Source organism: Halobacteriovorax sp., assembly GCF_048381875.1.
GTDB lineage: Bacteria > Bdellovibrionota > Bacteriovoracia > Bacteriovoracales > Bacteriovoracaceae > Halobacteriovorax_A > Halobacteriovorax_A vibrionivorans.
Genome location: NZ_JBLXBP010000001.1, coordinates 823,988 through 836,334 on the forward strand (window position 1 = coordinate 823,988; position 12,347 = coordinate 836,334).

General features: G+C 36.2%; 10 protein-coding genes. 7 read left to right on the forward strand and 3 right to left on the reverse strand.

Features of this window, described 5'->3' with window-relative positions; all coding sequences use genetic code 11:
* Nucleotides 1-17 precede the first annotated feature (17 nt).
* The gene (locus ACN5L8_RS03825) at nucleotides 18-695 is read right to left on the reverse strand and encodes a hypothetical protein (RefSeq protein ID WP_419172355.1); all 678 of its coding nucleotides are present in this window, start codon (nucleotides 693-695) and stop codon (nucleotides 18-20) included.
* 84 nt (nucleotides 696-779) lie between these two features.
* Between ACN5L8_RS03825 and ACN5L8_RS03830 the strand changes: the two genes are divergently transcribed.
* The 4 genes from ACN5L8_RS03830 (at nucleotide 780) to ACN5L8_RS03845 (ending at nucleotide 2,917) form a co-directional block, all read left to right on the forward strand.
* Complete coding sequence (locus ACN5L8_RS03830; RefSeq protein WP_115363549.1) at nucleotides 780-1,277, forward strand: hypothetical protein; 498 nt, start codon at nucleotides 780-782, stop codon at nucleotides 1,275-1,277.
* Nucleotides 1,278-1,280: 3 nt separating this feature from the next.
* Nucleotides 1,281-1,631: a hypothetical protein gene (locus tag ACN5L8_RS03835; protein ID WP_115363551.1), complete on the forward strand. Its 351-nt coding sequence runs from the start codon at nucleotides 1,281-1,283 to the stop codon at nucleotides 1,629-1,631.
* A gap of 8 nt (nucleotides 1,632-1,639) precedes the next feature.
* Nucleotides 1,640-2,149: a YtfJ family protein gene (locus ACN5L8_RS03840; protein ID WP_419172356.1), complete on the forward strand. Its 510-nt coding sequence runs from the start codon at nucleotides 1,640-1,642 to the stop codon at nucleotides 2,147-2,149.
* A gap of 159 nt (nucleotides 2,150-2,308) precedes the next feature.
* Complete coding sequence (locus ACN5L8_RS03845) at nucleotides 2,309-2,917, forward strand: transposase (protein WP_419172357.1); 609 nt, start codon at nucleotides 2,309-2,311, stop codon at nucleotides 2,915-2,917.
* A gap of 28 nt (nucleotides 2,918-2,945) precedes the next feature.
* On the opposite strand, the gene ACN5L8_RS03850 is transcribed toward ACN5L8_RS03845, so the two are convergent.
* Both ACN5L8_RS03850 and ACN5L8_RS03855 read right to left on the reverse strand, forming a co-directional pair.
* Nucleotides 2,946-4,610: a CRTAC1 family protein gene (locus tag ACN5L8_RS03850; RefSeq protein WP_419172358.1), complete on the reverse strand. Its 1,665-nt coding sequence runs from the start codon at nucleotides 4,608-4,610 to the stop codon at nucleotides 2,946-2,948.
* A 79-nt stretch (nucleotides 4,611-4,689) separates the two neighbouring features.
* Nucleotides 4,690-6,456, reverse strand: a complete 1,767-nt coding sequence (locus ACN5L8_RS03855) for an acyl-CoA dehydrogenase family protein (protein WP_158536922.1) — start codon at nucleotides 6,454-6,456, stop codon at nucleotides 4,690-4,692.
* Nucleotides 6,457-6,698: 242 nt separating this feature from the next.
* Between ACN5L8_RS03855 and ACN5L8_RS03860 the strand changes: the two genes are divergently transcribed.
* Genes ACN5L8_RS03860 through ACN5L8_RS03870 form a run of 3 tightly spaced genes read left to right on the forward strand, consistent with a single transcriptional unit; the run spans nucleotide 6,699 to nucleotide 12,345 of the window.
* Nucleotides 6,699-8,171: a hypothetical protein gene (locus tag ACN5L8_RS03860; protein WP_419172359.1), complete on the forward strand. Its 1,473-nt coding sequence runs from the start codon at nucleotides 6,699-6,701 to the stop codon at nucleotides 8,169-8,171.
* A gap of 16 nt (nucleotides 8,172-8,187) precedes the next feature.
* Nucleotides 8,188-10,587 carry a type II secretion system secretin GspD gene (gene gspD, locus ACN5L8_RS03865; RefSeq protein WP_419172360.1) on the forward strand — a complete coding sequence of 800 codons (2,400 nt, stop codon included), beginning with the start codon at nucleotides 8,188-8,190 and terminating at the stop codon, nucleotides 10,585-10,587.
* 24 nt (nucleotides 10,588-10,611) lie between these two features.
* A complete protein-coding gene (locus tag ACN5L8_RS03870; RefSeq protein WP_419172361.1) occupies nucleotides 10,612-12,345 on the forward strand; it encodes a GspE/PulE family protein in 1,734 nt (577 codons plus the stop codon).
* Nucleotides 12,346-12,347 lie beyond the last annotated feature (2 nt).

The following is a 12,347-nucleotide window of genomic DNA, read 5'->3' on the forward strand; positions in this document are numbered from 1 at the left end:
TTTCCTTTAAATGAATCCTAAACAGTCTTAGCCGCAACTAGTTCGAGATCCCCAATACTAAGCGCATAATTTATTAAATTCTTTTGTAGTAATTGTTTCTGATTTGGTTCGAGCATAGTCTCAATCATATCAAAGCTTGATTTGGCCTTAATTAATCCAAAAAGCTTTTCTTCACCTAGAAACTTTAAGAAATGCACAAGCATCAAAATCAGAATATCAATTCTTATATTTCGATTTGTAACAGAGGCCATTAATTGATCGATTTTACGAGATGGAAAATAAGGATGCTCATCCAATGACTTTAAGTCTTGTTCATAACAAGAGACTTTTAAATAAAAGCCAAGAGATATTAGTCTAGAATATCCACTTACTGTTTTATCACGAAACCTAGCTTCTAGATTTGTAATATCATCAACACTATCAACTAAAACTGAATGAGGATGATTACTATTTTCTAAGAAGTTTATATAATAGGCCAATAAACGATCACGAATCCCATGCCATCCAAACTTCTTAATAAGTGAAGTGAGGTCTGTCTCTTCACCAGCATTTAAAACTCGATAGAGAATTCTTGCCATGGCCGGTGATTGATAAATATATTTTTGAAGATCCACAGAGGCCTGACTTGAGCTTGATACGTTACTGATGAGTAACTGACAAAATGCCTCGGGAAGTTCTATGTAATCCAATTCCATATACCTATGATAAATGAGATTTCCATCACTTTCCAGACTTATATTCGCTTTATCAATAACACAAGAAACTGTTATAATAATTAAATGAAAACTCCTATTCTTGAAGAATTCAAATTGAAGTCCATTGATAAAGTGGAAATCAAGGCAAATTTAAAACATTATCGTGTTGGCCATCAACCGGTTTACCTTGATGCTTCTCGCCTTAAAAGAGATCGTCTTATCAAGTTACTTGGCCTTCTCTCCAATGTTATGGAAGAGGAAAACTTATCACCTAAGTTTCCCTACCCTTTTTATATTATTTCCGATATCGAAGATATTTGGACTAAGTTTCCAATCTTCAAAAGTATAGAAGAGCTCCCAAGTTATTATCAATTTGAAGCAACGAGACCTACGACTAAGGAACAAAAAATACTGGACTTCATCGATATCTCAGCATCTAACATAAGAAATGAAGATGTTCAGCTATGCTTAGACGAGTTCTCTCGCACAATCTCATCTCAAAGAATTATTAAATCATTGGCCAAGGAAGGAAGTAAACTTGAAAAAATTCTAAAAATTCTTGAAGAAGAGGCCAAGGGATAAAGTATGAACGACGACAATAATGATAATAACGATGCTAAGAAAATTGATCAACATATCCGAAAAGTGTTAGGAGAAGAGTTTGCGCCGGTTCAAAAGAGAAGCGATAATGGACAAGAAGGACATAAGCTGACGAATTTTTTGGACATTGAAAAGAATCGAATCAAACAACTAAAGGACTTCTTTCAAACACGTATTCCAAATGTGATTGAATTAAATCAATTTGACGAGTTGATGCAGGAATTAGTTGAATATAACGATACTTTAAGAACAAAAATACTTAAGCATACGCTAAAGAAAGATTCAAAATTTAATAAGAATATTAAGCAAATATTCAATAAAACATTTATCGATTAGGAGAGGTTATGAAGAAGTTGATTTTAGGGGCACTACTACTTTCAAGTGTGGCATCATTTGCAATTAGACCACCAGTAGTAGAAATTTCAGGAGATAATGGCGGACGCTTAAATGGGAATGCTTGGTCTTCAGAAGAGCTAAAAGGCAAAGTACACGTACTATTCTATGTTGATCCAGATGAGAAAGACTTAAATAATCATGCTTCTGAAGCACTGGCCGCTGAAAAATTTGATCTAAAAAAATACGCTTCAGTTGCCGTAATCAATATGGATGCAACTTGGCTACCTAACTCAATCCTAGAAGGTGCTCTTGAAGATAAGCAAAAGAAGTACCCTAATACATTATATGTTAAAGACCTAGAAAAAGTCGTCGTAAAAAAATGGGACGGAATTGTAAAAGATGATGATTCTAATATTATTGTTTTTGATAAGGCCGGAAATATCATTTATAAAATCAATGGTAAGGCCAGTGATAAGCAAGTAAAAGAGATGATCTCTTTAATCAAAAATAATCTCTAAAGGGTGCCATGCACCTTTTGTTTCGCAACTGCTAAAAGACTTCTCTTCAGAAGTCTTTTTTTATTTTTTTCTTAATACTTATGTTTCAATACTGAAAAACTTCAACTACCTTCATAAAACATACTTACAACTTTTACATTTGACACTATTAATCATTTTATGCCTAGAAAATCTTTAATAAGAACGAATATTTGTCCTTATCATGTAACAATAAGAACTAATAATAAGGAATGGTTTGATATTCCCATGCCTATTGTCTGGTCTTTTTGTATGAAATCAATAAATTATGCAAACCTTCATCATCCAGTAGAAATTCAATCATTCGTCCTAATGTCGAATCACTATCATTTAATGATATGGACCCCAAATAGTGATCTTGATAAGTTTATGTTCTTTTTTAACTCTCACCTAAGCAAACTTATCAGAAAATATACAGGAAGAATAAACCGTATCTTTGGTGATCGATATAAGTGGTCATTAATAAGAGATCAAAAATATTACTTAAATGTTCTGCGCTATATATATCAAAATCCGTTGAGGAAAGACCTTTCAAGCCTTTGTGAAGAATATGAGTTTTCTTCACTCTACCATTATATAAACAACCAAAATCTTGGTTTCAAATTAAAAGACCCGATATATGGAGATAAAACGTCTTTTTTAAAATGGGTAAACCTTGAAGATAAAAAAGCGACAGACCAAACAAGACAGTCGCTGCAAAAACCAGTCTATAAACCGATAGTAAACCAATCTTCAAGGAGAATTCTTTAGCAGTTGCGAAACAAAAGGTGCATGGCACCTATTCCTTAATAAGCGTAAGCTCATTCATTATAACAGGATAACTTCTTCGGAGTTTCTTTCCACTTTTTAAGCGATAAGGCCATTCAATGATGACTTCACTAACCTTTTCATCTCCAAGGCCGATATGAACAATCGATGAGTTTTGTGGTTGGAATTGTCCATATGAAAAATAATGTTGACGCGTTAGTGTACGACCTTTATCTGTGACAACAATAATCTTTGCACCGATTGCATCATGGTTAGACCTCTTACCTTCAAGCTTCAACTTAATAAAGTTCTTCTGTGGTAAATTATTTTCAAAAAGATAAACACGCGGCTTAATACGTGCATCTCTGGTATTAACTTGAATTGTTAAAAGATCATTTCTTCCATCACCATTGTAGTCAAAGACTACAGTTGAGCTTGGGTTTACAATATCAATACCGTAATCTTTAGAGCGGTTTACTAATTCGTGATCATTTTCTTGTACAAAGCTAACGAGTCTTGTGTGCGGAGGAAACCCCGAATTATCAACAATTAGGTCAATGAGGCCATCATTATTAAGATCACTCCAAAGCCCGCGCATATCACCTTGGTTCCAATTAGTAAGTGCACCATCATTTGTATATTCTGTTCTTAAAAATGAAATCTTTTTAAGACCTCTATTTGTGAGGATACTTGAACGGTCACGATAGTCGAGATCAAGAGACTTTGAAACCTCTCCCATGGCAATATCATAATAACCATCATTATTGTAATCACCACAAATAGCAAAGGTTGAATTACCACCATTAAAACGTCCACCACTTGTAATACTATCCATGGCATAGCCAGATTGAGGTCCATAATCTACATATTTTAAAACTTTATTCTGCTCAGTTGAAAGCCAAAGTTTATTAGGATAGCCGGCGGTATTACTAGTTAGAATATCCGGATATCCATCATTATTGATATCACAGATACTAGATGAGAATGTAGGTGCGACGTTATACTCTTCATCACCTCGCATTGCCAGTTCAGAAGTTAAGGCCCCTGATATTTCATAGACTTTTTTCTTCTTGGCCGTAAATAGTCGGTTTGCAACAGGTTTCCCCTTGTTACGACGGTCAAACCAACTTGCAACAAACATATCTAATTCACCATCATTATCGTAATCAAAGACGTTTACATTAGTAATAGGTGCGATGAAATCAAATTTAAATTCATGTGCCTTTCTAAAAATAATACTATTTCCGCGAGACTTATTTCCCAAATAAATAGAGATTGGTTTTTTCGTTAAGGCCGATTTTTGATTGTGAAGCCCAACTAATACATCTGTCGTTCCATCTTTATCAAAATCAGAAAACTGAAAAAACGTTGCTTGAACATCATCCTCAAAGTAAATATTCTTCGCCTTAACAAACTCTCCACTCTTTGTGGCCAAATAGAACTGAGCTGTTGAATAATTCCCACTTAGAAAAACTAAATCCTCAAGCCCATCACTATTGATATCATAAATATAAACACGAGAAGCTTCGATATTTGCAAGGCCAACCTTATGAGTCACATCAATAAATGCAGATGGTTTCTTCTGTGGGCCGTAATTAATTTTTGCTCGCTTTCTTTTGACTTCTTTTTTCTTCTTGTTAAAAGAAGAGCAAGCACTAAATAATAAAGCGAAGACTAATAAGTAGTGAATTTTCATACCTATATGATAATAGAAAAAAGAAGGCCCTAGCAAATAACTAGGGCCAATATTTGTGAAAAATATTTTTTTAGAGAAATTAGAAGTTAATAATGTCTAATCCGTAACCATCATTATCACAAACCATATCTGAAGTTGCTTTAACAATCTTATCATCGTGATTTGTCATTGACTTAAGATTTGTTACAACTACTGCTCTAGCATCTTTTAGTGCTACACGAGCAAGGTTAAGACAATAGTCCTTCTTGGCCTGATCAACTTTTTCACTGTTTAAAATAGAAGTTGTACGTGAAATTACTGCAAGCATTACATAAAGATTCATTGCCATTTCAGCAATTCTCTTTTGTGGAAGCTCATTTCCAATAATATTCTTACCGTACTTCATTAGTGTATTTTCAACTTGAATCGCAAATTGACCAAGAAGAGAGTTAAACTTCCCTGCTTCTTTATCTAGCTTTTCATGTTGCTTAGTAATAAGACGTTGTCCAATCATTTTAGAGAAACGACCACGTGCAAAGTTTGTTAGTACACCAACTGATTTAATTGGGTCTTGTAGTGCTTTAGAAACGTCTGCCGCTTTACCTAACTCTTTCATACTTTCAGAAGGATTTCTAATACCAGAAAGAGCAAGGAAGATTCTAAGAATTTCATTTGTTCCTTCAAAGATCATATTAATACGTGAGTCACGCATATATCTTTCATAAGGATACTCTTTCATATAACCGTTACCGGCCGCAATTTGCATTGCTTGATCACATACTTCCCATAGTGCTTCAGAACCATAAACCTTACAAACAGCTGTCTCTAAGTAATAATCCTTAAGACCTTTACACATATTTCCAGTTGTCATGTAAACGATTGATTCAGTTGCATAAATTCTTGCTGCCATAAGAGCAAGTTTATCTTGGATTAAACCAAACTCAGCAATTGGTGCACCAAATTGCTTACGCCCTTTAGCGTGCTCAGTTGCCATTTTTAGTAGAGTCTTCATACCACCGACACAACCTGCACCAAGTGATAGACGTCCTGAGTTAAGAACGTTCATAGCAATCTTGAAACCTTTTCCAAGCTCACCAATGATATTTTCTTTTGGAACAATTACTTTATCAAAGTATACAGCGCGAGTTTCCGAGGCCCTGATCCCCATCTTCTTCTCTTTTTCACCAAAAGAGACACCTTCCATACCTTTTTCAACGATGAAACAAGAGATTTTCTCTTTTGTTTCTCCATCAATTTCATGATCAGTTTTAGCAAATACTGAGTAGAACTCTGCTGTTCCAGCATTTGTAATCCAAAGTTTTTGTCCAGTTAATGTATAAGTACCATCACCATTATCAACGGCCTTAGTCTTAATAGAATAAGCATCAGAACCAGACCCTGGCTCAGTTAGACAAAATGATGCTAACTTTTCACCTGTAGCAAGTTGTGGAAGCCACTTTGCTTTTTGCTCTTCTGTTCCTTCGTTAAGAAGTGCGCGATAACCAATTGACTGGTGTGCACCAATCATTGTTGCAACAGCGCCGTCAAATGCAGCAACTTCAGCAAAAACACGACTATATAGAGTGTAATCTAAACCAAGACCACCTAGATCTTCGTTAACACCCATACCAAAAAGACCTAGTTCAGCTAGCCCTTTCATAACTTCATCAGGAATAACGGACTCTTCATCCATTTTTTCGCAGTCTAGTGCATCTTCACAGAATTTACTAACAGCGTTAACCATTTCGCGACCAAAGTCTTGCTGCTCTTCAGTAAAACCTGGAAATGGAAAAACGTTTTCTTCTTTAACTTCACCAAAGAACAGGTCTCCAACAATGGAGTCCATCATTTGTTTCTCTTCACTCATCATTAAGTCCTTTTTTAAATCCTTCTAACTATATTAGAGTATTGATTGACTAGAATTCCCTGACATTTTAGCACGACAATTGTCAAATACGCAAAGTAAACAGATATTATGATTATCCGAGCACAACGCTCTGCTTTCCTTAAGAAAAATCTTACCAGATATATCAATGGTTGATGCTTTGGGTAAACAACCTTAAAATACTATAAGGTATTAAAATATAAAAACTTTCAAGAAGAAATTGAATGACGAAAAAGAAAGGATTCTTTTCAAAAATTAAATCGAAACTGTCGAAGGATCAGGATGATGCTGAGTACACTAGTGAAAATCTTCCTGACACACCTCCATCTGATGAATACGAAGAATATGAAGATGAGGAAGAAGTAGAAGCAGACTTCGATAATGAAGAGTACGAAGAAGAGTATGAGGAACTTGATGGTGAAGATCATCTAGAAGTCGAAGAAGAGGATACTCCTCCAACTCCCCCAGCGGTGGAAGATCCAACGTTAGAAGTCTATATTGATGACCTATCAGCAGATGATGAGCAAAGTGCTGGCTTCTTAAGCAAATTAAAAAATAAATTAAAAAAGAATAATGATTCTCATGACTCTGAAGACGACGATGAGCTTGAAGTTGATGAAATAGAAGAAGATGAAGATGCAAATAAGTACAACGTAATGCAACGTATGCTTGATCGTATCAAATCAAAAAGAGATGAGCTCTCAACAGCTAATGTAACAGGAAAGAAAGGCAAGCAACAACTAAGTGGACCACAATACTTTCTACCAAACTTACTTAGTTCAGAGAATCGTCCACAGGTACATCGTTACTTTATCTTGGCCATTAGCTTCGTCCTACTCTATCAAGTTGGAAAGATGGCCGCTCTCTATTTAAAAGATAAAGGTGAAGGCTCTTCAATTCAGACAACATTTAGTCGTCCACAAACATATGAGTACAATCGTCCTATTGCTAATATAAGAAATTATAATCCTTTCAATATCCAAGAGGATAAGAACGAAAAAGTTGAAGATAAGCCCAAGAAGCCACGCAATATTATAAAAGTTTGTCGTAGCGCCGAAGCGGAATCAAAGCTTGGCTTGAAACTAATTAACACAGTTGTTCTACAAAATAATAAAAAGTCTGTTGCAAGTATCACAAACCGAGGAAAGCGTTTAAACGTTAGGATTGGAAGTAAGATTGATAATATTGCAGAGATTGGAAATATTTCACGTCAAAAGGTTATCTTTAAAAACCTTCGCTCAGGTGAATGTGAATATATTGAAAATGTAGATGATCGTGCGAGACGTTTTGCACGTAAAACAAAAACAAAGATCCTTCCTCCTAGTCGAGCAAAGGATGTGATGCCTGAATTCAATAAAGATATTAAAGTTGAAGGTAATAATTTTAAGATCAAGAAGCAATTAAGAGATCAACTACTAAGTAATATTGGTGATGTTTTGACTCAAGCTAAGGCCATTACAATTAAGAACCCAGACGGTTCACTTTGTTTTAAAATGACACAGGTAAAGCCAGGGTCAATCTACTCTTACCTGAATGTTCAAAATGATGACATTATTTGCGAAATCAACGGCGCAAAAATAAATAACATGAACCAGATTATGGGAATGTTTGGAAAAATTAAGTCTACGGACTATTACGAATTAGGTATCAAACGCAATGGCGTTCACCAAAGCTTTAATTATAACTTTGTTGATTAAATCATAGGGATCACGGATGAAGAAACTATTTTTAAATCTTTCAGCACTTTCACTACTCTGCCTGTCTACACCATATGCAGAAGCGCAGTTTAGACAGTTTAAGTCAAAGACGAAAGTTAATCGCGATAGCAGCGACAGACCATCTGCAGCAAACTTACTTAACACAAGTACAGCGACTTCAGGAAGTGATGCCTTTGGAAGAACTGCTGATCAACCAAAGAAAACTGATGATGCCTATGTAAACCTAAATCCAGAAACAGCTTTTGGTCCTGAAATTGTTACTAGCTTTGACTTTGAAGATACATCCCTACAAGATCTGACAAAGCATATGCAAAAGCTTACTGGTCTCAATCTTATTATCGACAAAGACCTTAAAGGAAAGATTTCAATCTCTGCACCTACTCCAATTACAGTTGGAGATGCATGGAAGGCATACCTAGCAGCTCTTAATATGAATGGTTTAACAATGGTTAAATCTGGTGCATTCTATAAGATTGTTCAAGCAAGAGATATTCGTTATATCCCAACAAAGATCTACACGGGAAACTACGTTCCAGAAACTGAAAATTACTTAATGAAGATTATCGCCCTAAAGAATATTGACTCGACTGAGGTCTCTCGTTCATTTAGGCCATTTATGTCTCGTTATGGGCGTATTATTGAAATTAAACAAACAAATACAATTATCATTCAAGATACAGGTTCTAATATTAATCGTCTTATGAGCTTAATTAAGTTCATCGATGTTCCTGGACACGAAGAAACGCTTCAAATTATACCTGTTAAAAATACTTCTGCCTCAGAAATTGCAAAGCTTCTCGATAAAATCCTCAAGGATGACACATCAAAGAAGACCGCACGTCGTAGTAATGATGGCGGAGGACAAAGTATTTCAAAGCTTACTGCTGAGCCAAGAACAAATTCTATTATCGCCATGGCCAACTCAAGTGGTGCAAAGAGATTAAAAGAGTTAATTAATAAACTTGATGTTGAGCTAGTCGCTTCAAATAATGAGCAAATCCATGTTTACTACCTCTACCACGGTGATGCCGAGGATATGTCTAAGACACTTTCTGAACTAGTTAGTAGCTCAGGAAGTTCTAGAACATCGAGAACGACGAGACGATCACGCTTCTCGAGAGCAGCAAGTAACGATGATGAGAACGAATTATTCAATGCTGAAGTTAGAATTACAGCAGACAAATCAAATAACGCTCTTGTTGTTACTGCCTCTCCTACTGATTGGCTAACACTTGAAAAAGTAATCAAGAAACTAGACCAACCTAAAGACCAAGTCTTTGTTGAAGGCCTAATTATGGAAACAAATATTTCTAAGTCAAGAGACTTAGGTGTATCAATTGTTGGAGCCTACGGAACAGGTGCTGCTGATAGAGCTGGTTCACTGCAAGGTTCTTCAGGAAGTACACTAACTCAACTACTTTCAGGTTCATGGCAATCAATCGGTGGACTATTTGCAGGTATTGGTATCGGAAACGAAGTTGAAGTTGATGTTGGTGGGCAAACTGTTAAGATCGATTCAGTGAACGCACTGATCTCAGCGATTGCAAGTCACGGTGACACAAATGTTCTCTCGACTCCTCAACTACTCGTTCAAGATAATACAGAAGGTGTATTTGAAGTTGGTGAGAAGATCCCTGTGCCTAAAGAGACACAAGCTTCAAATGGGTCGACAACGACATCACTTGAAACACAAAACGTAACTCTTAAACTTAAGATTACACCACAAATTAATAAGGTTACTCGTTATATCAAACTTAAGATTGATCAGAACCTAGAAGACTTCTCTAGCCGTGCCCTTCCATCAGGTGTTCAAAACGTCGGTGTTGGTACAGTTGTTAGAAGTGCAGTTACAACAGTTACAGTAAGAGATCGTGACACAATTGCCATGAGTGGTTTAATGCGAGACAAGACAGTTGACTCTGTTTCAAAAGTTCCACTACTTGGTGATATCCCTGTCCTAGGCTGGCTATTTAAGAATACAAGTACACAGACTGAAAAACTTAATATGTTATTTTTCTTAACACCGAGTATTTTAGATAACTACCAGCAAGATGTTGCTGAAACTGTTAAGGAAAATTTAAATCGTCGTGCCTCTCACCTGAAGAAATACCATGGTGAAAACGATCCGTTTAAATCAACGGCCAAAGGACTTTACAATAAGGCCAAGAAGCAACAAGACGGTCCACTTTATGATGAAAGTCGTAACCGTTACTACAAAGATCAGAATAAGAAAGGTGTTCAAAATCAGGAGATGGACTTAAACAGTAGCGCTCCTGTTGATACACCAAATTATGATGATATCGTTCAGAAGGTAAAGTCTAAAAAAGCTGCTTCACAAAAAGACAATGAAGTAAGAATTAAAACAAGTAATAAAGACGTTATCATTAGTAAGTAAGAGTTATAAAGGCATACACAGTATATGAGAAACCAAGTGCTAGAAACATTTGAACAGGGAAAAGAGAAGATTGGTGAGCTTTTAATTAAGCACACTTCCCTCACTCGTGAACAACTTGACGAGGCCCTGGATATTCAACAAGAATCGGGAATGCTAATTGGAGAAATTCTCTTAAAGAAGAATTACATTCATCCGCATGACATCACAAAAGTAATCTGTCATCAAATTGATATTCCTTATGAAACTGAAATTGATGTTGATACGATTGACCCTGAACTCATTACTAATATTCCGATTAACTATGCTAAAAGCCAGGAGTTAATTCCTGTACTAGAAACACCACGCTTTGTTTCAATTATTATCACCGACCCTTTTAACTTTGATGCCATCAATGATTTAAGAGAAATCTTTAAAAAAGATATTCATGTCTCAGTTGCTCAGCCTTTAAAAGTTAATGATGCAATCAACAGAGTTTATGAGAAAGCTAATAAGAATATGGTTCAATCTCTTGAAGACGAGTTTGATGAAACTCTCGACCTAGATGGGCCAATTGATATCCTTGATGCTGGAGCTGACGAGGCCCCTGTTATACGCTTTGTTAACTCTATTATCTTTAGAGCTGTTAAAGAGCGTGCAACAGATATTCATATTGAACCTTATGAAAAAGAGTCGATTTATCGTTTTCGTATCAACCGAGTTATGACGGAAGTTTTAAGACAACCTCTAAAAACTCACTCTGCTGTTGCCTCACGTATTAAGGTTATGGCAAAACTAGATATTGCTGAAAAGCGTCTACCTCAAGATGGCCGTATTCCAATTAAGATGGCCGGTAAAGATATTGATATCCGTCTTTCAACAGTACCAGTTCAAAATGGTGAACGTATTGTTATGAGGATTCTAGAAAAGGATAATAATATTCTTCAACTTGATCACCTAGGCTTCCACGGGAAGGTTCTAGATAATCTCGATGCCCTATCACAAAGAAAAGATGGAATTGTTTACGTATCAGGGCCAACTGGTCATGGTAAGTCCACAACTCTCTTTGCAATGCTAAGTCGTATCAACACTCCTGATCGTATGATCATTACAGTTGAAGACCCGGTGGAATATGAAGTACCAGGTATTTCACAAATTCAGGTAAATCACAAAATTGAATTATCATTTGCTAAAGCACTTCGTGCTATTCTTCGTCAAAACCCTGATGTTATCATGGTTGGGGAAACGAGGGATTATGAAACAGCGGAAATGGCAATTCAAGCATCGATTACAGGTCACTTTGTTCTATCAACAATTCACACCAACGATGCATCCTCTGTTCCAAACCGTCTAATTGACATGGGTGTGCAGCCATTTATGATCGCCTCTTCTCTATCAGGGGCACTGGCACAAAGACTTATTCGTACACTTTGTAATGAGTGTAAAAGGCCAAAAGATATATCTAAATTTGATCTAGAAGTTTTAGGAATTGATGCAATCCCAGAAGGTCATACTGTCTATGAATCCGTAGGTTGTCCAAGTTGTGATAACAAAGGATACTCTGGAATGACAGTCGTTGCAGAGCTTCTTATGATTAACGACGAGATCAGAACGATGATTATTAACTCTGCACCTTCTGGAAAGATTAAACGTGCGGCACAAAGAGCTGGAATGAAGACACTTCGCGATGACGCCATTGAGAAGGTTCTTAGAGGTATCACTTCTATCTCTGAAATGAATCGTGCCATTAATATTGAAACAGAAGAAGAAACAAAAGAGTAATA

What these genes read in the sequence shown, in the direction of transcription:
- ACN5L8_RS03825 (WP_419172355.1), bottom strand. Translation starts at nt 695, where the DNA reads ATGGAATTGGATTACATAGAACTTCCCGAGGCATTTTGTCAGTTACTC.
- ACN5L8_RS03830 (WP_115363549.1), top strand. Translation starts at nt 780, where the DNA reads ATGAAAACTCCTATTCTTGAAGAATTCAAATTGAAGTCCATTGATAAA.
- ACN5L8_RS03835 (WP_115363551.1), top strand. Translation starts at nt 1,281, where the DNA reads ATGAACGACGACAATAATGATAATAACGATGCTAAGAAAATTGATCAA.
- ACN5L8_RS03840 (WP_419172356.1), top strand. Translation starts at nt 1,640, where the DNA reads ATGAAGAAGTTGATTTTAGGGGCACTACTACTTTCAAGTGTGGCATCA.
- ACN5L8_RS03845 (WP_419172357.1), top strand. Translation starts at nt 2,309, where the DNA reads ATGCCTAGAAAATCTTTAATAAGAACGAATATTTGTCCTTATCATGTA.
- ACN5L8_RS03850 (WP_419172358.1), bottom strand. Translation starts at nt 4,610, where the DNA reads ATGAAAATTCACTACTTATTAGTCTTCGCTTTATTATTTAGTGCTTGC.
- ACN5L8_RS03855 (WP_158536922.1), bottom strand. Translation starts at nt 6,456, where the DNA reads ATGAGTGAAGAGAAACAAATGATGGACTCCATTGTTGGAGACCTGTTC.
- ACN5L8_RS03860 (WP_419172359.1), top strand. Translation starts at nt 6,699, where the DNA reads ATGACGAAAAAGAAAGGATTCTTTTCAAAAATTAAATCGAAACTGTCG.
- gspD (WP_419172360.1), top strand. Translation starts at nt 8,188, where the DNA reads ATGAAGAAACTATTTTTAAATCTTTCAGCACTTTCACTACTCTGCCTG.
- ACN5L8_RS03870 (WP_419172361.1), top strand. Translation starts at nt 10,612, where the DNA reads ATGAGAAACCAAGTGCTAGAAACATTTGAACAGGGAAAAGAGAAGATT.